Below are 22,013 nucleotides of genomic sequence, written 5' to 3'. Positions count from 1 at the left end.
CTCAATGTGACCCAACCCCGTTTTTAATTGGAAGTTGGGTCACAAAGAAATGTTTAAAGTGCCCCAACGTGTACTCAAAGTGAAAATTGGGTAAGATTAAGGGCTTCAAAGTGACCCAACCCCGTTTTTAATTGGAAGTTCGGTCACAATGAAGTGTTTAAAGTGCCCCAACGTGTACTCAAAGTGAAAATGGGTAACATTGGAGTTGTTAAAGTGACCGAACGTGTAAGAAAAAGCGAAGTTGGGTAACAATGAAGGTGTTAAAGTGACCGAACGAGGAAAAAAAGGTGAAGTTGGGTAACAATGAAAGTGTTAAAGTGACCGAACGTGTAAGAAAAGGTGAAGTTGGGTAACAATGAAGGTGTTAAAGTGACCGAACGTGGAAGAAAAAGCGAAGTTCGGTAACAATGAAGGTGTTAAAGTGACCGAACGGGGAAGAAAAAGCGAAGTTGGGTAACATTGGAGTTGTTAAAGTGACCGAACGTGTAAGAAAAAGCGAAGTTGGGTAACAATGAAGTTGTTAAAGTGACCGAACAAGGAAGAAAAAGCGAAGTTCGGTAACCATGAAGCGTTCATCATGCCCGAACTTCGAGAAGAAGAGAAAGTTCAGCATGATGAAGGTGTTAAAGTGACCGAACGTGTAAGAAAAGGGGAAGTTCGGTAACAATGAAGGTCCCATGGAGAAAAAAGAGAAATTGGAGTTCCATGAGTTGATATGCTCGTAATCCTGACTTTATTGATGGCTCAGTAACTAAAAGAGCCTTATAATTACCCAACCCCGTTTTAAAAAGGAATTTGGTTAACAAAGAAGCTTTTATGATGCCCCGAACATCAATATGAAGAGAAGGTTCGTTCATGATTACCCAACTTCCGATTATGTAAAAAAGTTAGGTTATTATATAAGATCGATCATGCGAACTCGATTCAAAATAAAATTCGGTAACTACGAAAGGTTCATGGTACCTTATTTGGTGATTCCATTCCAACTTTATATATTAGTTCTTTTACACAATATCTTTCCGTACATTGTATAATGAATATGTACTGTTCATTAAAAGGGGAGGGTTTTCATTTGAGAAGAAAATCAATGGAATCAAGACTAATTCATAGTTTTTTTGATCGCAAGAAACACTTCGGTTCATTAGCTCCACCTTTATATCAAACATCAACTTTTGTCTTTGATAATGCCGAACAAGGAGAATTGCGATTCTCTGGTAATGAAAGCGGTTACATGTATTCGAGATTAGGTAATCCTACTGTAAATGAATTAGAAAAGAAGATATCCGATTTAGAAGATGGGGAGGCTGGTGCGGCTTTTGGTTCAGGAATGGCGGCTGTCTCTGCTGTATTATTCGCTTTATTAAAGTCAGGTGATCATGTTCTAGTATCGGAAGGAGTATACGGATGTACATTTGGTTTACTAGGATTAATGAAAGATAAGTTTAATGTTGGATACGATTTAATAAATATGAACGAAGAGAAAAATATAGAATCTGCTATGAAAGAGAATACTAAGGTTATTTACGTGGAAACACCAATTAACCCTACGATGAAGTTAGTTGATTTAGAACTTATAACTAGTATTGCAAAAAGAAATGGGATAACTGTCGTAGTTGACAACACATTTTGTTCCCCTTATTTACAGCAGCCAATACACTTAGGAGCTGATATAGTAGTGCACAGTGCAACGAAATATATTGGCGGACATGGGGATGTAATCGCTGGGTTAGTAGTAGGATCAGAAGAGTTTATTCAAGAAATGAAGCTATCGACTCAGAAAGACATTGGTGGAATAATTTCTCCATTTGATGCATGGTTATTGCTACGAGGTTTAAAAACGTTAGCTGTTAGGATGGACAGACATTGTGACAATGCACATTATTTATTCTCAAAGCTGAAACAGCATCCAAATGTTCAACACATAGTATACCCAGGTGATGGAAACTTCGAACAATATGAATTAGCAAGAAGACAAATGAAACACTTTGGAGGATTACTAAGTTTTGAAATAAAAGGTGGAAAAGAGAAAGCACAACAGTTTATGAATTCTTTACGTATGATAAAGGTGGCTGTGAGTTTAGGTGATGCTGAGACATTAATTCAGCATCCAGCAACGATGACTCATTCAGTTGTTCCAACAAGTGAGCGAGAGCGAATGGGTATTACTGATTCTTTAGTCAGATTGTCTGTAGGTTTAGAAAAAGATGAAGATATATGGAGTGATATAGAGCAAGCTCTAGAAAAAATAGGATAAGAAAACGGGTGTTTTATGCGGTAATTAAACTGACGCGTTAGGTCAATAGCGGTATTTAATGTAAAAATACGATACTTCACAAGGGTGTTCCATAGGTTAATAAAACCTCGAGGAGCACCCTTTGCATTTTTTATCTAAACTAAAGTCCATTTTATTCCACTTAAGTAATAAGTATATTTTGCATAAGTGAAGTTGTTTTTTCTTCGACACAAGTTAGAAAAGTTTCTATATAAGGTAAATCATTAGATGAAAAAGAATAAAGGACTTCTCCCCACCATTCAGCCTCATACCGACAGATCATGCTTAAATTATATAGTAACAAAAAATGAGTTAATATTTCTGGCATTGGCCAATACATAGGTAATTGAGATGGAATATATAAATCTCCATGAATCGATTTCCATAGAGGGAAGTGTTTATCAATATTATCAGCAAAGTTGAGTTCAACTAAGTCTTCATTTTCAATACAAGTTAAAGTCGACTTTGTTTTTTCCTTTACCATTTGCTCATAGCGTTTGGGTGACATTCGTAATTTTTTTAATAGTTCATTTGAAGAGATCAACTTATTTTTTTCCTGTTTAACTTGGTGTAGTGGATCTTCCTTCTCAAGTTTTTGAAATAATGGTTTCAATTCGGGAATGGACATTAATAAATGCCTCATCTTATATTTTTCGCCAGTAAGTTGTTTTACTTGAAAAAGCTGGGCGGAAAGGTAAGGGAAAAAGCCGTCCTTTTGAACTTTAATCTCATCGGAGAGGAAACGATATCCTTGTTTTTTTCTTTTACGAGTAGAAACTCCGTGTGCTAAAACTTGAGTATTTGCTGGATATTCTGGGTCTACAGTCAATAGTGCAGCTTTGAGCCAGTGACTCAAACCATAAAAAAACAAAACTGGTTTTATTGTTGTGGGGGATTGTATTGCTTGGTGAAAATACGTATCCCCAAGTTTTATATAATAAACAAAAGAATAGCTATTTTTAAATGCAAGCTCATTTGCTGCTTGTATATCCTTTTTTTCGTAAGATTGCTGTAAATAGTTTTTTGAAAACTCTACGGATTGGAATAAAGTTACAAAGTTGTTTGAATTCACTTTATACACCTCTACCTATAGAATTATGCGAAAAGTTCAATTACTATCCGAGAGATTGTAGATTTGTAAATCACAGGTTTTTCCGAATTATCCAAATACTTAATTCTACCTTGACAGTAGTTTATCCTATTGTTAAGCTACTAATAATATTTTGCGTAAATAGGTGAAAGGGGATAGAATATCACATGTGGGAAACTAAGTTTGCAAAGGAAGGCTTAACGTTTGATGATGTGTTGCTAGTTCCAGCTAAGTCAGAAGTGTTACCGAGAGATGTTAGTGTAAAAACAAAGTTGTCAGATACACTTCAGTTGAACATTCCAATAATAAGTGCAGGAATGGACACTGTTACGGAAGCTGAGTTGGCGATAGCCATAGCTCGTGAAGGTGGATTAGGAATTATTCATAAGAACATGTCAATTGAAGAACAGGCTGAGCAGGTAGATCGAGTGAAACGATCTGAGAGCGGTGTAATTACAAATCCTTTCTATCTATCTGAAGATCATCAAGTTTTTGATGCAGAGCATCTAATGGGTAAATACCGAATTTCAGGTGTTCCTATTGCAGATGAGAATCTAAAGTTAGTTGGTATTTTAACCAATCGTGATCTTCGTTTCATTGATGATTATTCTATTCCTATTAAAGATGTAATGACAAAAGAAGGCCTTGTTACAGCTCCTGTAGGTACAACCTTACACGAGGCACAAAGCATATTACAAAAATATAAAATTGAAAAGCTTCCTCTTGTAGATGATGAAGGTATTTTAAAAGGTCTTATAACAATTAAAGATATTGAGAAAGCAATCGAATTCCCTAATTCTGCAAAAGACTCTCAAGGCAGACTAATAGTAGGGGCTGCTGTTGGAGTTGGTGGTGACTCTGATTTACGTACTAAAGCCCTTGTTGAAGCTGGTATAGATGTTCTCGTTATTGATACTGCACATGGACATTCGCAAGGTGTGCTGGATAAAGTGCGTGAAGTAAGAAACAACTACCCTAACTTGAACATCGTTGCTGGAAATGTAGCAACGGCAGAAGCTACAAAAGACCTTATTAAGGCTGGAGCAAATATAATTAAGGTTGGTATAGGTCCAGGTTCTATCTGTACAACCCGTATTGTTGCTGGGATTGGTGTTCCTCAAATAACAGCTATTTATGATTGTGCAACAGAAGCACGTAAACATGGAATTCCTGTTATTGCTGATGGGGGAATAAAATATTCAGGTGATATAGTGAAAGCACTAGGTGCTGGTGCACATACAGTTATGTTAGGGAGTTTACTAGCTGGTGTTTCAGAAAGTCCTGGCGAAAGAGAAATCTTCCAAGGGAGACAATTCAAAGTATACCGTGGAATGGGGTCTCTAGGAGCAATGGAAAAAGGAAGTAAGGATCGTTACTTCCAAGAAGGAAATCAAAAATTAGTACCAGAAGGAATTGAGGGCCGTATTCCTTATAAAGGACCTCTCAAAGATACCATTCATCAGTTAGTAGGTGGTGTACGAGCTGGCATGGGATATTGTGGTACAAAATCAATGGATGAACTAAGAAATGATTCTCAATTTATTCGTATAACAAATGCTGGTTTAAAGGAAAGCCATCCACATGATGTACAAATAACAAAAGAAGCCCCGAATTATTCACTGTAATGGTAAAAAATAATAGTAAAGATTGGTAGGTAGGGGTTATACCCTATCTATTTTTTTTTATGTTTGTATGGTAAAATGACGTTTGTTGTTGTATTTTTCAAAGATCAAAATAAAGGTAATTCATATATATTGTACAAACAAGAATGGAGAGGATAAGAAAATGATGATAAAGAAAACAGGAGTTCTATGTTTATCGATCCTAATACTATTTATTAGCTTTTTTATAATAGGTTCCACTACTACTATGGCAAATTTTGATATTGGTGTTGATACTGCCATATTAGTTGATGCAGATACGGGAAAAATTTTATTTGAAAAAAATATAGATCAACCACGTCAACCAGCTAGTATGGTGAAGATGATGAGTGAGTATATAATATTAGAAGCGGTCCATAATGGGGAAATTAATTGGGATCAACTAGTTCCTATAAGTCCTTTTGTAGCGGAGATGTCTCATGAACCGGGTCTTTCTAATGTTTTTTTACGTGTTGATGGGGAATATACAGTGAGAGATTTATATGAGTCTGTTGCAATCGAATCAGCTAATGCTTCCACTGTCGCACTAGCTGAGTTGATTTCTGGTTCGGAAGGTCGATTTGTAGAAAGAATGAATGAAAAAGGAAAAGAGCTTGGTTTAGGAAAGCTTTTGCGTGATGAAGGAACTGGAAACCTTGATGATCTTGCAGCAAGTCGTGTAGGTGATTTCCAATTTGTAAATACAACAGGACTTCCTAACAGTTTGATGAATGGAAACCATCCTGAAGGAACAGGCGTAGATGAGAACAACTATATGTCTGCTAGAGCTACTGCAACTTTGGCATTTCACTTAATAAATGATTTTCCAGAGGTTCTAGATACTGCAAGTATTCCTCAAAAAATATTTATGGAAGGTTCAGGCCTTGATGAAATGACAATGAATAACTGGAATAAAATGCTTCCAGGTTCATTAGTAGAAAACTGGGATTATCAACATACGGATGGGTTAAAAACAGGATTTACTAATAATGCTGGATACTGTTTTGCTGGAACTGCAGAACGAGAAGGTCAACGAGTAATTACTGTAGTAATGCAAGCTGACTCAGAAGGTCACCGATTTGCGGAAACTCAAAAGTTAATGGAGTTTGGTTTCAACAACTTTTCTCGTCAAGAAATTTTCCCGTCAGAAATGGTGTTAGAAGGATATGAAACGCTTCCTGTAGTTAAAGGGAAAGAAGACGAAGTATCCATTTCTACAACGAACAACGTAACGGCTTTTGTTCACCGTGATGAGGTTGATTCTTATAGTTATCGTGTAGAATTAGATGAATCACTCTTAGACGAGGATGGAAGATTAATCGCTCCTATTGAAGCAAATCAAGTAATTGGTACAATGTTTGTTGAATATGTAGGTTCTGGTGAGGAAAACTATATTGTGGGTGCAAATCCTAGTGCTAGAATGGTGGATATAACTACCAATGAATCAGTGGAAAAAGCTGGTTGGTTCTCATTAATAATGAAAAATATCGGTGGTTTTTTCTCTGGAATATGGAGTTCGGTAGCAGACACTATTCGCGGATGGTTTTAAATAAATAAGAGAGTGTCGAATGAGTAAAACGTTTGGCACTACTCTTTTTTTAAAATATTTAACTTAACATGTAAATTTATCCATAATTATTCAGTATTATTATCAATAAATATTAAATATTTGCTATTTTAAGGGTAATTCCTATCGAAATAGTTGTTTTTTTCGATATAATAGAAAAGGTAATATTGGACTGAAAAACCAATGGAGAATTACAATACAAAAATTATTGTAACAAGGGGGAGCAACAAAATGGAAAGACAAGTTGGTACAGATCGTGTAAAACGTGGAATGGCAGAAATGCAAAAAGGTGGCGTCATTATGGACGTTATCAATGCAGAACAAGCGAAAATTGCAGAGGAAGCAGGTGCAGTAGCAGTAATGGCGCTTGAGCGTGTTCCTTCTGATATTCGTGCTGCTGGTGGGGTAGCTCGTATGGCTGACCCAACAATCGTAGAAGAAGTAACAAATGCAGTTACCATTCCAGTTATGGCAAAATGTCGTATTGGACATATTGTAGAAGCTCGTGTTTTAGAAGCAATGGGTGTTGACTATATTGATGAAAGTGAAGTATTAACGCCTGCGGATGAAGTATATCATTTATATAAACGTGATTTTACAGTACCATTTGTTTGTGGTGCTCGTGATATTGGTGAAGCAACTCGACGTATCGCAGAAGGTGCTTCTATGATTCGTACAAAAGGTGAACCAGGAACAGGAAATATCGTTGAAGCTGTTCGTCATATGCGTATGATGCAATCACAAATCAAACAAGTATTAACAATGTCTGATGATGAGTTAATGACGTTTGCAAAAAATACCGGATCTCCATATGAAGTATTAGTGGATATTAAACGTAATGGTAAATTACCTGTAGTTAACTTTGCTGCTGGTGGAGTTGCAACTCCTGCGGATGCTGCGTTAATGATGCAATTAGGAGCTGACGGAGTATTTGTTGGTTCTGGTATCTTTAAATCAGACAACCCTGAGAAATTTGCTCGTGCTATTGTAGAAGCAACGACACACTATCAAGATTATGCTCTAATTGCTGAACTTTCAAAAGATTTAGGTGCCGCAATGAAAGGAATTGAAATATCTACATTAGAGAAAAAGGATCGTATGCAAGAAAGAGGCTGGTAATTAGTGGCCTATCCTTTTATGGAAGGGGGTAGCATCATGATTAAGATTGGTGTATTAGCATTGCAAGGTGCAGTGCGTGAACACGTCCATGCATTAGAAGCTTCAGATGTTCAAGTTATTGTTGTGAAAAAAGTAGAGCAGTTAGAAGCGCTTGATGGATTAGTTTTTCCTGGTGGAGAAAGTACAACAATGAGACGTTTAATTAATTTGTACGGATTTTATGAACCATTAAAAGATTTTGCTAAAAGAGGCAAACCTGTTTTTGGTACATGTGCAGGTGCTATTCTCATGGCAAAGGAGCTAGTTGGACAAGCTGAACCGCATATAGCTGTTATGGATATGAAAGTGGAAAGAAATGCATTCGGCCGTCAACGGGAAAGTTTTGAAGCATTGCTAAAGGTTAAGGGTATCGGAGATGATGTACATGGTGTATTCATTCGAGCTCCTATAATTAAAGAAGTTGGAGAAGGTGTAGAAGTAATTGCTGAATTTAATGGAGAAATTGTTGCAGCAAAACAAGGTCCATTGTTAGCGTGCTCCTATCACCCTGAATTGACGGACGATCATCGCATGCATCAATATTTCGTTGAAATGGTGCGAAATTGTGTGGTACACACTTGATTATTTTAGAAATAATCGGTTATGATAGTAATACTAATAAAAAATGTTGATATTTAATTGCGTGGAAGGGAAATAGTAACAATAGCGATACTCTTCAGAGAGCCGATGGTTGCTGCGAATCGGTGTGTTCCTATCGTGAATCCATCCCAGAGCAAAGTAGTTGAAGTAATAAGTAGGCTACTTCGGTTTCGACCGTTACTCGAATAAGGTGGAAGTGTATTTGCACTTCAACTAGGGTGGCAACGCGGGTTAACTCTCGTCCCTGATATTTATATCAGGGATGGGAGTTTTTTTGTACTTTAAGGAAGTTTAACTTCGCTAAAGGATTAAAGTATAAGAAAAACTAAGGCTTTCGCGATTAAGGACTTGGCGATAAGCCAAGGTTATCTAATACATAAAAGGAGGAGTAGAAAATGTTAGATGTAAAACTGTTAAGAAATAACTTTAAAGAAGTAAAAGCTAAATTAGTTAATCGAAATGAGGATATTTCTGAGTTGGACCGATTTGGTGATCTTGATGAAGAACGTAGAAGACTTATTCAAGAAGTAGAAGAGTTAAAAAACCGGAGAAACACGGTTTCTCAGGAAATATCTCAGCTTAAACGAGAAAAGAAGAATGCCGAGGATTTAATTAGTGAAATGAAAGATGTTTCTACTAAAGTAAAAGAACTCGACGAAATGCTCCGAGGTATAGAAGAGCAATTAGATGCTATCTTATTATCTATTCCTAATATCCCACACGAAAGTGCACCAATAGGGGCCGATGAAGAAGAAAACGAAGAAATACGTCGATGGGGGGATATACCAACGTTTGATTTTGAAGCAAAACCTCATTGGGATATCGCAACTAACTTAGGTATTTTAGACTTTGAGAGGGCAGCTAAAGTTACAGGGAGCCGCTTTGTTTTTTACAAAGGAGCGGGTGCAAGACTAGAGCGAGCGTTAATTAATTTCATGATGGATCTTCACCAAGATCAACATGGTTACGAAGAAATACTTCCTCCTTATATGGTGAACCGAGATAGTATGACAGGTACAGGACAGTTACCTAAATTTGAAGAGGATTCATTCAAAATTAGAGAAGAAGAATACTATTTAATTCCTACAGCAGAGGTTCCAGTAACAAATTTACATCGAGACGAAATTTTGGATGGAAGTGAACTTCCTATAGCTTATACAGCATATAGCGCATGTTTTCGTTCTGAAGCGGGGTCTGCTGGTCGTGATACAAGAGGGTTAATTCGACAACATCAATTCAATAAAGTTGAGTTAGTTCGTTTTGTTAAACCAGAAGAATCTTATGAGCAACTAGAATTATTAACGTCTCACGCAGAAAAGGTTTTGCAGCTACTTAAATTACCTTATCGTGTATTGAATATGTGTACAGGAGACTTAGGTTTTACAGCAGCGAAAAAATACGATATTGAAGTATGGATTCCAAGCTACACTACGTATCGAGAAATATCTTCTTGCAGTAACTTTGAATCATTTCAAGCAAGACGAGCAAATATTAGATTTAAAAGAGATGTAAAAGGGAAAGCGGAATTTGTTCATACTCTAAATGGATCAGGTTTAGCAGTAGGAAGAACCGTTGCTGCTATAATTGAAAATTACCAACAAGCCGATGGTTCTATCATAGTTCCAGAGGTATTACAACCATATATGGGTGGAAAAGAAAGAATTGAATAAGTAGTTATTAAGAAACTATTTTTAAGTATGTGTAACTTAAAAATAGTTTTTTTTGTTACATAGTAAGAATTATTTAAATATAAGATTGTTACAATCTTCACTATCAGTTTATTCCAGTAAAGTTCCAAAGTCTAAATATAAAAGAATTATTAAAAACAGATATAAAATTGCAATAAAAGAAATATAAATGAAACATAAAATAAGTGGTAACATAATCTAACATAGTAAATTTAAAACAATTATATATATTTATACATATATCTGTATAAACAATCGTAATTTTTATTATTTACTATAAGGTTATAATTATTCACTTGAATAAATATTATATTTTTTCAGATAATTTAGTAAACCGAAATATCAGAAATAAAATAATTTTTAGAAAACTATGTACTTATGAGTAGAACTATGATAAATTATTGCTTATAAAAATAGTTGCTAGTTTGTAGGAAATTTTACAAAAATTTAAACAAATTAAATTTATACTCACTAATGAATAAATTATCATATAAAATCAAAAGAACTTTTGTAATATATAATTATTTACTTTTTATAGTAAAAAATGGGGTGAGTAAATGCATAAGCAAGATCAACAAGAAGTACTAGATAATAAAGGATTTAAGAAGCAGCAAGAGTTGTTGGAAGTGAAAGGGTTAAAAACATATTTCTATATGGAAGATAATAAAGTTGCAAAGGCAGTAGACGATGTAGATTTTACTATTAATAAGGGAGAAACTCTTGCTATCGTAGGAGAATCTGGAAGTGGAAAAAGTATCACATCTCTTTCCATTATGAGATTGATACAATCACCACCTGGAAAAATAGTAGAGGGTTCCATTAAGTTAGAGGGAAAAGATTTGTTAAAGCTTTCAGATAGCGAAATGAGAAAAGTACGAGGTAATGATATCGGGATGATATTCCAAGAGCCCATGACATCATTGAATCCTGTATATACAATAGGAAACCAAATCGCTGAATCTTTAATAAAACATAAGAAGATGAAAAAGAAAGAAGCCTATAAAAGAGCAATTGAACTTTTAAAGCTAGTAGGTTTCGCTAGAGCGGAAGAAATCGTAAATGAATACCCACATCAACTGTCCGGTGGTATGAGACAAAGAGCAATGATTGCTATTGCCATGTCTTGTGACCCAAAGCTATTAATTGCAGATGAGCCTACAACTGCATTGGATGTTACCATTCAAGCCCAAATACTAGATTTGATGATAGAAATGAAAGAAAAGTTTGAGTCTTCTATTCTTTTAATTACTCATGACCTTGGTGTAGTTGCTGAAGTATCTGATAGAGTTTTAGTAATGTATGGTGGACAAATTGTTGAAGAAGCCCCTGTGCATGAATTGTTTACGAATGCAAAACATCCTTATACAGAGGGATTATTAGCAAGTATTCCTAATATTGATGCGGATATTGAACGTTTAGAGTCTATTCCAGGAGTTGTACCACCTGCACATCGTTTTCCAAAGGGCTGTCGATTTGCTCCACGTTGTAAGCATGTAATGAACAAATGTAATGAAGCAAATCCTGATCTCTTAGAGTTCGATTCAAAGCACAAAGTCAGATGTTATCTCTATGAAGATTAAGGAGGGGTTATCGTTGGGTGATAAAGAGAAATTACTAGAGGTACAAAACTTAAAAAAGTATTTTCCAGTTAAAGGCGGAGTACTTCAAAGAACTGTTGGAAATGTAAAAGCAGTAGATGATGTAAGCTTCGATGTTTTTAAAGGGGAAACGTTAGGAATTGTAGGAGAATCAGGTTCTGGAAAATCAACGTTAGGAAGAACGATTCTTAGATTACTAGATCCAACTGAAGGAAAAATCCTCTTTGAAGGTGATGATATATCAACGTTAAGCAATCGGAAAATGAGACCTTATCGTAAAGATATGCAAATGGTTTTCCAGGATCCATATGCATCATTAAATCCAAGGATGAGCGTTGGAGAAATAATTGAAGAACCTCTCATTGTTCAAAAGGTGTTAAGCAAAAAAGATCGTAAAGATAAAGTAGTAGATTTATTACAAAAAGTAGGTTTACCTGCAGAAGCAAGGGATAAGTATCCACATGAGTTTTCAGGTGGTCAACGACAACGTATTGGTATCGCTAGGTCTTTAACGTTGAATCCAAAATTAATCATAGGAGATGAACCTGTTTCTGCGTTAGACGTTTCCGTTCAATCTCAAGTGTTAAATTTAATGGAAGATCTGCAAGATGAATTCAACCTTACGTATCTTTTCATTGCCCATGATTTATCTGTTGTGAAACATATTAGTGATCGTGTAGGGGTTATGTATTTAGGAAAACTAGCTGAAATTGGCCCGAAACATCATATCTATAATAATCCGTTACATCCATATACAAGAGCATTATTGTCGGCTGTTCCAATACCGGATGTTGAAAGAAAGCGTGAAAAAATAAAGTTAAAAGGTGAACTACCTAGTCCGTCAAATCCACCAACTGGTTGTCCATTCCATACTAGGTGTCCTGAAGTTCATGACAGATGTAAAGTTGAATTACCAGAACTTGTTCATCAAGGAGAAGGGCAGTATGTGGCTTGCCACTTATATACTAACTAGTAACTAAACAAAAAATATGTTCTTTAAGGAGGTGAGGGGCGGAGGGATCAAGTAGTCGTTTATAGAATCTATTTTTTGAATTTTCAAACATACCAAGGGGGTAAATGAGAATATGAAGTTAAGTAAAATTTGGTTAATGCTTATCTTATCAATGGTTTTAGTTCTTGCTGCTTGTAGTGGTAACAACACTAATACTACTGGTAACGATAACAATAATAACAATGATAATGAAGTAAATGACGACAATAATAATGAGGAAAACAATAACGAGGATCCTTCAGGCCCTCAATCTGGTGGAAGAATTACGGCAGGTATGTATTCTGCACCTGGTCATCAGTTCAACCCAATTTTCTATTCTGATACGTATGAAGCAAACATTTTAAGTTTTACTCATGATACTTTATTAAAGTTAAACGAAGAGTTCTTATATGAGCCACATATGGCGAAAGACTATGAAGTAAACGAAGACAATACTGCAATTACTTATTATTTACATGAAAATCTTAAATGGCAAGATGGTGAACCTTTAACTGCAAATGACGTATATTTCACTTATGCATCTCTTGCAGATCCTGACTATGTTGCTGCAGGTGGAGTTCGTACTGACTATGTTCGATTCTTAAAAGGTTATGAAGAATTCAACACAGGAGCAACAGATGTATTTGAAGGGGTAGAAGTAGTAAACGATTATGAAGTTACATTCCATTTCGCTGAGCCTAACATCACTCCTGAGTTCCGTACAAACTTTATCATTATTCCAGCTCACATTTTTGAAGGTGTTGCTGTAAAAGATATGGTAGATCACCCTGCTTCTCGTGATGGTGGTGAAGTTATCGGTTCTGGTCCATTCAAATTAGATAGCTTTATCGAAGGTGAGCAATACATCCTATCTCGTTTTGAAGATTACTGGGCAGGTGCTCCTTACCTTGAAGGCATTACATGGCGTGTAATTGACCAGTCTATTATGCCTGGTATGCTTGAAAATGGAGATTTAGACATGATTGCTGAGCCAGGTGGAGTTCCTTCTGCTGACTATGAGCGTGTAGACGGTTTAGATAACATCACTACATTCTTAACACAAGCATTTGCATATCAATATATGGGTATTAAACACCACCACCGTACTACAGAAGATGTAGAAGCTGGTGCGATCAATCCTGATAACTGGGTTGTTAACGAAAAAGTTCAAGACAAACGTGTTCGTCAAGCTATGATGTATGCAATCAATCGTCAAGCGATTGTTGATGGATTATTAAATGGTTTAGGTTCTGTATTACATGCTCCATTCCCAGAAGCTTCATGGGCTTATGATGAAAATTCATTTTCTATTTATGACTATAATCCAGAAAAAGCAAAAGAGCTTTTAGATGAAGCTGGTTATAAAGATACAAATGACGATGGATTCCGTGAAGATCCAGCCGGAAATGAGTGGGTGTTAAACCTAGACTACCCAACTGGAAATCAAGTTCGTGAGCGTTCTGCACCAATCATCGTTGATGAATTAGCTGCAGTAGGAATTAAAGTTGAAATGCGTTCTCCACGTGATGCAGGTACGCACTTTGATATCGTTGAAAAAGATAACACTGATTGGGATCTATACTTAGCTGGTTGGAGCTTAGCTACTGGAGACCCAGACCCAGCTGGTATCTGGAAAGTGGATTCAGGATTTAACTACATTCGTTGGATTGATGAGCATAGTGATGAGTTAATCGAAAAAGCTGTTACAGCACCAGACGCATTTGATATTGATTTCCGTGCGGAAGTTTATAACGAGTGGACTGCTTACGTAACAGAGGAAGTACCAATGATTTTCTTATATTCTCAAGACAACATTTACGCATATAACTCTGCGTTACAAAATGTAAAAGAAATGCCAACAGGTATTTACCAAGATCCACACTTATGGTGGTTACAACAATAAAAATATAGAATTGTCGTGTTAAAAAGGGTGCACGGCCTCGGTCGTGCACCTGTTTTTATTCTGTAGGAGGAGTGCTGAATGCATAAGTATATCACCCGTCGTATTTTACAATTTATTCCTATGTTATTCTTTATTACTGTTATTGTATTTGGCCTAGCCAAAGCGGCACCTGGAGATGTTTTATCCGGTGAAAAGCTAGATCCTAATATTCCACATGAAGTATATGAAATGCGTCGAGAAGCACTCGGCTTAAATGATCCTATACCTGTTCAATATTGGAATTGGTTATCTTCGGTTGCAACTGGTGATTTTGGTACTTCCATGCAGTATAGCGGTCGGCCAGTAATAGATTTGATAAATGCTAGAATCATGAATACTATCTATTTATCATTGTTCGCTTTAGCGGTAACTCTTGCTGTTGCTATTCCAATCGGAATTTACTCTGCACAGAAAAAATATTCACTTTTTGATTATGGAGCTACGACCTTTGCCTTTTTAGGTCTGGCAACCCCCAACTTTTTTGCAGGGTTAATAGCGATATACATTTTTGCCTTTACCTTGGGATGGTTCCCTGCACAAGGATCAACAACGACAGTTGGACTAACTGGCATAGAACTTTTTCTTGATAAATTAAAACACCTTGTGTTACCAGGTTTCACGTTGGGATTAGCCAGTACAGCAGCATACATGAGATATATGCGAACTGAGATATTAGAAGTCAAAGGTAGTGACTTTATAAGAACAGCACAAGCAAAGGGTCTCAGTAATCAATCTGTACTTTATAAACATACGTTACGAAATGCTCTTATTCCCATCATTACATTATTAGGGTTAGAGTTTGGAACGTTATTAAGTGGTGCAATTATAACAGAGCGTGTTTTTAACTATCCAGGAATCGGAACATTGTTTATCAATGCGATTCAGAACCGTGATTATCCAGTAATTATGGCGATAAATTTAATATTAGCAGTAACAATCCTAGCAGGGAATTTATTAGCTGATATTTTTTATGCGATTGTAGATCCTAGAATCCGATATGATTGAGGTGAATGCTAATGGAAACGCAAGTGCAAAAAAACATGGATCCCACTCCGGACTTGCAAGGAGCTAAAATAGAAAAAAGCTTGAGTCCTACACAATTGGCATTTCGCCGATTTAAGAAAAATAAGTTAGCTATTGTCGGTATTTTCATTCTTGCATTTTTTGTTTTAATTGCAATATTTGCAGATGTTATTGCGACACACAATCCCAAACAGTATGATATGTATAATATAGAAGCTAAAGCTTCTTCTGAAAACTGGTTAGGTACAGATAGCTCTGGGCGAGATAATTTCTCAAGATTAGTTCATGGATCTCGTATATCCCTTACAGTTGGAGTCTCTGCAATGTTCTTTACATTAGTTATAGGTGTAGCTTTAGGTTCATTAGCAGGTTATTACGGTGGTAAAATTGATGGTTTTATCATGAGGATAACCGATGTTATGATGATTCTACCCTTCTTATTACTAGTTTTAACTGTTATAGCAATCATGGAGAGGATAAATATAGTCATATTTGTCGTCATAATCGCACTGACCTCCTGGCCAACCTTAACGAGATTAATACGAGCAACATTCTTATCACTTAGAGAAAAAGAATTTATACTAGGAGCACGTTCTATTGGTGCATCTGATGCAAGAATTATATTTAAGCACTTTTTACCAAATGCAGTAGGTCCAATCATTGTAAATGCAACGTTAATGATGGCTACCATGATCATCATTGAGTCTGCACTTAGCTTTATTGGATTTGGTATTCCACAGCCAACGCCTACATGGGGGAACATGGTAACAGAAGCCACGAACCTACGTATGCTTGAAAATAACTGGGAAGCCTGGTTACCACCAGGGTTAGCTATTCTATTAACAGTACTAGCAATTAACTTTATTGGTGACGGACTGCGAGATGCATTTGATCCAAAAAGTAATCGATAAGCTATAACCTGCGTACTATTGCGCAGGTTTTTGTGTTTTTACCCTTAAAGGAAATTTGCACAATGGAGAGTGAAAATCATTATAAGATTATTTATTATCCAGAGTTAAGCATACTCAATTCCAGTTGAAAGTAGAGGGAAATGGATACACCGCAGAACGATTGCGTTCAAGGAGGCTCGGATATTCCCCGCAGGACAGAGAGTGGACTGAAGCCAATGGAAATCCAATAAAGTTAGCTTTACTAGATATTCTGGTACGCTTATTTTCAGTGGACATATACAATTTGTCTTTCATTGGAAAAACACGTAAACTCAATATGGAAGGAAGTTTCTTTGTAAGGGTGATAACATGAGTGTAAAAGAACGATGGCTAGAGGAAGACGAATATTTTATGAGACAAGCTATCCTCGAAGCAAAAAAAGCACAAGATATTAATGAAGTTCCTATAGGTGCATTGGTTGTTATGGACGGTACAATTATTGCAAGAGCACATAATCTTCGAGAAAGTCAGCAGCAATCTATTTCTCATGCTGAGCTACTAGCGATACAAAAAGCGTGCGAGGTGGAAGGTAGTTGGCGATTGGAAAATTGCGAACTTTATGTTACGTTAGAACCGTGTCCCATGTGCGCTGGAGCTATTTTACAATCCCGTATAAAAAGAGTCGTATTTGGAGCATTTGACCCTAAGGCTGGTTGCTGCGGATCCATTTTAAATCTATTAGATGAACCACGATTTAATCATCGTGTTATCACAAAAAGTGGTGTTTTAAGTGATGAATGTAGTGAATTACTAACAAACTTCTTTAAGCAGTTACGAAAAAATAAGTTAAAGTAAAATGCATAGTTTGTTATAATCTTCATATATACTATTTCTTTCAACTAAGGAGGGTTTTGATGCGTCCGAACCAAATTTCTTTAGAAACTGCCAAAATGATGTCTGAGAAATTGAAAATGCCTATTGAGCATGTTATGCATACACCGCCACACATTTTAATGGCAAAGCTTCAACAAGTGGAAAAACAGAAATCAAATTCTGAGGAAAACGACAAAGAGGCAGAATAGAAACGGTCTAGTTATTGAGGTTTGGTGAAAGAAGCCAAGTTTTCCATAAATCGTTTTTGCTCTACTATTGCAATTATATTGGAAAAGCTCTATACTTGTATTTGCGTCACTATGACGCCTAACTATATTATCAATTTTGCCGTGCTAAGCGGGGAGGTAGCGGTGCCCTGTACTCGCAATCCGCTATAGCGAGGACGAATCCCTTCTCGAGGTTTTAGCATTTTAGGGTCTGACCTAAGTAAGTGGTGTTGACGTTTGGGTTCTACGCAACGGGAACCCGTGAACCCTGTCAGGTCCGGAAGGAAGCAGCAGTAAGCGGACCCTTCCGTGTGCCGTAGAGTTGCCTGGACCGAGCTAACTGCTTAGGTAACGCCTAGGATGCTATTATCGACAGAAGGTGCACGGCATCTTCATTACATATAAAAGCTATTTGGTCTTTTTCCAAATAGTTTTTTTGTTGTTAAGCGTACTATATTTTTTACTTGTGGATACTAGTTGTGTCATGGAAAGAAGCTCAGATCAAGCGCGCTTAATTGCTCCGCGTAAATTGGTTTAAAAAGCTGCATAGAAGCCTATTCAAGCAGTTCTTCGCTCGAGGTCAAATAACCTGCCAGAACATTTGCTGGTCGCTGGTGATCTTAGGCGCTTGCGCTTTTGCTCCATATAATATTAAACTAGTCCATATTTTTAGCAATTCATTTTGTAAATGTTCAACTCAATCGTTATAATAAGAAGGAGTAAGTTTTTTTGAGCGATTGTTTTAAAACAAAGATGTGATCTAGTAAAAGGGAAGGGTGCGCCATATGAGCTATCAGGCACTATATCGAGTTTGGCGTCCAACATGTTTATCTGATGTTGTTGGGCAAGAACATATAACAAAAACCTTAAAAAATGCGTTACTACATCAGAAACTCTCCCATGCATATTTATTTACTGGACCAAGAGGAACTGGGAAAACAAGTGCCGCAAAAATTATTGCTAAGGCAATAAATTGTGAAAAAGCACCGACAGAGGAACCTTGTAATGAGTGTGCTTCATGTAAAGGTATACAGGATGGTACCATTGTTGATGTAATGGAAATTGACGCAGCAAGTAATAATGGTGTTGATGAAATCCGAGACATACGTGACAAAGTAAAATTTGCACCTAGCGCAGTACCTTATAAAGTTTATATCATAGATGAAGTTCATATGCTTTCTTCAGGTGCATTCAACGCTCTCTTGAAAACGTTAGAAGAACCTCCGAGGCACGTTATATTTATATTAGCTACAACAGAACCACATAAAATTCCCTTAACCATAATTTCAAGGTGCCAACGATTTGATTTTAAACGTATTAGCTCACACGCAATGATGAACCGGATGAAGGAAATCATTGAAACTTCAAATGTGATTGTGCAAGAGGAAGCCTTATCTATGATTGCTCGAGTATCAGAAGGTGGTATGAGAGATGCTTTGAGTTTATTAGACCAAGCGATATCATATGCAGATGGATCAGTGACTCTTGAAGATGTTCTTTCTATTACTGGCGCAGTATCCCAACAGCTTTTTTACAGTATTGCATATGCTATGAAAAATGGAGACGTTGCAACTGGGTTGTCTGCAGTAGATACAATTATACGAGAAGGAAAAGATCCTAATCGTTTTCTAGAAGATTTGATTTTCTTCTATAGAGATATACTTATGGTAAAAGCAGCTCCTAACTTAGAAGAAAGTAAAAATAGGCTGGAAATGGATGATGAATTTAAAGAAATATCTGAAAAGCTAGACCAACCATATATTTATTCCATAATGGATCAATTAAATCATTATCAACAAGAAATGAAATGGTCAAATCATCCAAAAGTATTTTTAGAAATGTTTATCGTTCAAGCTTGTCAGCTATCAAAAGATTCTACTTCAAGTTCTGTGGACCAAAGTGAAACGGTACAATCTTTATTAAATAGAGTTAATCAGTTAGAAGCAGCTCTCCGTCGCATAACGACGAATCAAGGAGTAGAAGGCTTACAAGGGGAGCGGAGTTCTGAAGCACAACGTCCAAAACCAAAGGCAATACAAGCAAGTGGGAAAAGTCGTGCTCAAATCTCAAAAGTGAAGGGGATGCTTCAGAAAGCATCAAAACAACACTTGCAATCGTTACATAGCCAATGGGGTCAAGTGATGGAAAGTGTGAAACAACAAAGCGTTCCAGCCTCTGCATGGTTAAATGATTGTAAACCTGTTGCATGTTCAGAAAATGATTTTGTTCTAGCTTTTAAAAATGAAATGCATCGTGATATGATAGATGATAAGTTCCGTGATTTAGTTGAACAGACTGTTTCCTCTCTTATGCAAAGACCGATGCAAGTTAATGCATTACTCGTATCTCATTGGGAAGAAACAAAAGAAGCTTTTTTAAAGGAACAAGATAATTCAAGTAGTCAGCAAGATGGAGCAAAATCTCAAAAGGAAGAAAGTCCACTTATCGAAGAAGCTGTGAAACTTGTTGGGCGAGATTTAGTGGAAATTAAAGAATAAATTAAATATTGTCCACAAATTTGTGGAGAAAGGGAGGGTATTACAATGAAAAATATGGGAAATATGATGAAACAAATGCAAAAAATGCAACGAGATATGGCGAAAGCGCAAGAGGAATTAAAAACTGAAACAGTAGAGGTGTCAGTAGGTGGAGGAATGGTTACTGTAATCGCTACTGGAGAAAAAAGAATTCAAGATATTAAAATTAATGAAGAAGTTGTAGATCCTGACGATGTTGAAATGTTGCAAGACTTAGTATTAGCTGCAACGAATGAAGCTTTGGCAAAAGTGGATGAGCTTGTTGAACAAAAAATGGGTAAATTCACAAAAGGAATGAATATTCCTGGGTTATTTTAATTTTTACCATATACAGTGTAAAAGCAAAAAAGACTTGGTTGTTATTCCAAGTCTTTTCTTTATGAAAAATATACTCTTACGTTTTTAATATAATGGTACAATAAAGGAGTACATTTCCACTCTTGATATACCGTTAATATGAGTATAGTAAATATGAAGTGTTTTTATGAAAGGAAGAAAAAAATATGCAATATCCACTTCCAATTTCGAAGTTAATTGAAGGATTTATGCGGTTACCAGGTATTGGACCAAAAACAGCAGCGCGACTTGCTTTTTATGTTTTAGATATGAAAGAAGATGATGTCCTAGATTTTGCGAAAGCGTTAGTCAATGCAAAGAGACAATTAACATATTGTTCCGTATGTCATCATATTACAGATACTGATCCTTGTAGAATTTGTGAAGATAAAGGGCGTGATCAAACAATTCTATGTGTAGTACAAGAGTCTAGAGATGTGATTGCAATGGAGAAAATGAAAGAGTATACAGGCTTATACCACGTTTTACATGGAGCTATTTCTCCAATGGATGGAATCGGACCAGAGGATATTTATATACCAGATCTTTTGAAACGACTGCAAGATGATACGATACAGGAAGTAATTATTGCTACGAACCCAAACATAGAGGGTGAAGCTACAGCGATGTATATATCGCGTCTCATAAAACCAACAGGAATTAAAGTGACAAGGATAGCTCATGGTTTACCAGTAGGAGGAGACCTAGAGTATGCTGATGAGGTAACCTTATCAAAAGCAATAGAAGGTAGACGTGAACTATAAGGGGGCTTACTATGCTTTTTCGAAAAAAAAGAAAAATTAGGAGTCAAGAAGATGAATCCTTGCTTTGGCACTTAGAGAAATTAAAAAAAACGGTTAATCAAAAAGAAAGTTTATTAAATAGTAGTGTCGATTATCACAGCAATGTCCTATATAGTGCAAAACTAGAAAAGGTAAAGTATATGTTTTTATTAAAAGAGGCAAGGATTAGAAAAATTAGAGTTAATAGATGATTTATAGTAATAAAATGGTGAAGAGACTCATACACTCAATTAGGCTTGTACAATAGAAGAATGAAAAAGGACATACTTTTTTATTTTTTTGCTAAGGGAGGCGTGTGAAATGGAACCAGTGGTGGTTATATCTTTACTAGGGGCTTTTATATTTCTTTTATTAATTGTTGGTGCTCCTATGAAACCGTTAAGGTGGCTAGGACAAGGAGCAGTGCGTTTGTTAATTGGAGCACTGTTTTTATTTTTCTTAAATACATTTGGTGGCCTAGTTGACTATAATTTACCGATTAATATATTTACCGCAACAATTTCAGGATTTCTAGGTATACCAGGTATTATTGCATTAATATTCGTTGATATTATGCTTATTTCATAAAATAACCAAGCTAGGTACATTCGTATGATGTAGTAAGTCATCTAATTCGTAGTCGACAGTTTATTTATAAACTGTTGACTTTATTTTTGTCTAATGATATATTATTTATTGTCGCTAAAAACGACAGCAAAAACAATTTAAAAAACTTGTTGACATTAACTTATTATATTGGTATGATATAAAAGTTGCTGCGAAAACAACGATGTAAGTT

At 36.1% G+C, this 22,013-nt stretch carries 19 protein-coding genes, 1 other RNA gene and 1 other annotated feature; of the genes, 19 read left to right on the top strand and 1 reads right to left on the bottom strand.

Going from position 1 to position 22,013, the window contains the following annotated elements; genetic code table 11:
* The first annotated feature begins 1,087 nt into the window (after window positions 1-1,087).
* On the top strand, window positions 1,088-2,254 hold the full coding sequence (gene megL / locus ACERII_RS24850; RefSeq protein ID WP_373645667.1) for a methionine gamma-lyase: 1,167 nt from the start codon (window positions 1,088-1,090) through the stop codon (window positions 2,252-2,254).
* Window positions 2,255-2,414: 160 nt separating this feature from the next.
* Here the strand turns inward: megL and ACERII_RS24845 are convergent, their stop codons facing one another.
* Window positions 2,415-3,344 (bottom strand): YaaC family protein, encoded by a 930-nt coding sequence (locus ACERII_RS24845; protein ID WP_373645666.1) that lies wholly within the window; start codon window positions 3,342-3,344, stop codon window positions 2,415-2,417.
* A gap of 185 nt (window positions 3,345-3,529) precedes the next feature.
* Here ACERII_RS24845 and guaB point away from each other — a divergent pair, with 185 nt between their 5' ends.
* From guaB to ACERII_RS24755, 18 genes are all read left to right on the top strand, one after another.
* Complete coding sequence (gene guaB / locus ACERII_RS24840) at window positions 3,530-4,987, top strand: IMP dehydrogenase (RefSeq protein WP_373645665.1); 1,458 nt, start codon at window positions 3,530-3,532, stop codon at window positions 4,985-4,987.
* A 160-nt stretch (window positions 4,988-5,147) separates the two neighbouring features.
* Window positions 5,148-6,551 carry a serine hydrolase gene (locus ACERII_RS24835; protein ID WP_373645664.1) on the top strand — a complete coding sequence of 468 codons (1,404 nt, stop codon included), beginning with the start codon at window positions 5,148-5,150 and terminating at the stop codon, window positions 6,549-6,551.
* 249 nt (window positions 6,552-6,800) lie between these two features.
* Window positions 6,801-7,688, top strand: coding sequence for a pyridoxal 5'-phosphate synthase lyase subunit PdxS (gene pdxS / locus ACERII_RS24830; RefSeq protein ID WP_373645663.1), 888 nt, complete (start codon window positions 6,801-6,803; stop codon window positions 7,686-7,688).
* 36 nt (window positions 7,689-7,724) lie between these two features.
* Window positions 7,725-8,309, top strand: coding sequence for a pyridoxal 5'-phosphate synthase glutaminase subunit PdxT (gene pdxT / locus ACERII_RS24825; protein WP_373645662.1), 585 nt, complete (start codon window positions 7,725-7,727; stop codon window positions 8,307-8,309).
* A 53-nt stretch (window positions 8,310-8,362) separates the two neighbouring features.
* Window positions 8,363-8,576: a binding site (T-box leader), on the top strand.
* 146 nt (window positions 8,577-8,722) lie between these two features.
* Window positions 8,723-9,997 (top strand): serine--tRNA ligase, encoded by a 1,275-nt coding sequence (gene serS, locus ACERII_RS24820; RefSeq protein ID WP_373645661.1) that lies wholly within the window; start codon window positions 8,723-8,725, stop codon window positions 9,995-9,997.
* 575 nt (window positions 9,998-10,572) lie between these two features.
* The gene (locus ACERII_RS24815; protein WP_373645660.1) at window positions 10,573-11,595 is read left to right on the top strand and encodes an ABC transporter ATP-binding protein; all 1,023 of its coding nucleotides are present in this window, start codon (window positions 10,573-10,575) and stop codon (window positions 11,593-11,595) included.
* A 13-nt stretch (window positions 11,596-11,608) separates the two neighbouring features.
* A complete protein-coding gene (locus tag ACERII_RS24810) occupies window positions 11,609-12,586 on the top strand; it encodes an ABC transporter ATP-binding protein (RefSeq protein WP_373645659.1) in 978 nt (325 codons plus the stop codon).
* 112 nt (window positions 12,587-12,698) lie between these two features.
* Window positions 12,699-14,507: an ABC transporter substrate-binding protein gene (locus ACERII_RS24805; protein WP_373645658.1), complete on the top strand. Its 1,809-nt coding sequence runs from the start codon at window positions 12,699-12,701 to the stop codon at window positions 14,505-14,507.
* A gap of 78 nt (window positions 14,508-14,585) precedes the next feature.
* The gene (locus ACERII_RS24800; RefSeq protein ID WP_373645657.1) at window positions 14,586-15,551 is read left to right on the top strand and encodes an ABC transporter permease; all 966 of its coding nucleotides are present in this window, start codon (window positions 14,586-14,588) and stop codon (window positions 15,549-15,551) included.
* 11 nt (window positions 15,552-15,562) lie between these two features.
* Window positions 15,563-16,480 (top strand): oligopeptide ABC transporter permease, encoded by a 918-nt coding sequence (gene opp4C, locus ACERII_RS24795; protein WP_373645656.1) that lies wholly within the window; start codon window positions 15,563-15,565, stop codon window positions 16,478-16,480.
* A gap of 348 nt (window positions 16,481-16,828) precedes the next feature.
* Complete coding sequence (gene tadA, locus ACERII_RS24790; protein WP_373645655.1) at window positions 16,829-17,314, top strand: tRNA adenosine(34) deaminase TadA; 486 nt, start codon at window positions 16,829-16,831, stop codon at window positions 17,312-17,314.
* 59 nt (window positions 17,315-17,373) lie between these two features.
* Window positions 17,374-17,541: a YycC family protein gene (locus ACERII_RS24785; protein ID WP_373645654.1), complete on the top strand. Its 168-nt coding sequence runs from the start codon at window positions 17,374-17,376 to the stop codon at window positions 17,539-17,541.
* 139 nt (window positions 17,542-17,680) lie between these two features.
* Window positions 17,681-17,946, top strand: an RNA gene (ffs, locus tag ACERII_RS24780) — signal recognition particle sRNA large type.
* Between the two features lie 398 nt (window positions 17,947-18,344).
* Window positions 18,345-20,057 (top strand): DNA polymerase III subunit gamma/tau, encoded by a 1,713-nt coding sequence (dnaX, locus tag ACERII_RS24775; RefSeq protein WP_373645653.1) that lies wholly within the window; start codon window positions 18,345-18,347, stop codon window positions 20,055-20,057.
* 45 nt (window positions 20,058-20,102) lie between these two features.
* Complete coding sequence (locus ACERII_RS24770; protein WP_373645652.1) at window positions 20,103-20,414, top strand: YbaB/EbfC family nucleoid-associated protein; 312 nt, start codon at window positions 20,103-20,105, stop codon at window positions 20,412-20,414.
* A 185-nt stretch (window positions 20,415-20,599) separates the two neighbouring features.
* On the top strand, window positions 20,600-21,196 hold the full coding sequence (gene recR, locus ACERII_RS24765; protein WP_373645651.1) for a recombination mediator RecR: 597 nt from the start codon (window positions 20,600-20,602) through the stop codon (window positions 21,194-21,196).
* Window positions 21,197-21,207: 11 nt separating this feature from the next.
* Complete coding sequence (locus ACERII_RS24760; RefSeq protein WP_373645650.1) at window positions 21,208-21,426, top strand: YaaL family protein; 219 nt, start codon at window positions 21,208-21,210, stop codon at window positions 21,424-21,426.
* A gap of 109 nt (window positions 21,427-21,535) precedes the next feature.
* Complete coding sequence (locus ACERII_RS24755) at window positions 21,536-21,802, top strand: pro-sigmaK processing inhibitor BofA family protein (RefSeq protein WP_373645649.1); 267 nt, start codon at window positions 21,536-21,538, stop codon at window positions 21,800-21,802.
* Window positions 21,803-22,013 lie beyond the last annotated feature (211 nt).

The organism is Evansella sp. AB-rgal1 (assembly GCF_041820985.1).
Taxonomy (GTDB): Bacteria; Bacillota; Bacilli; order Bacillales; family Salisediminibacteriaceae; genus Evansella.
Note: the sequence above shows the minus strand (reverse complement) of the source record. Positions and strands in the feature narration are given on the sequence as shown.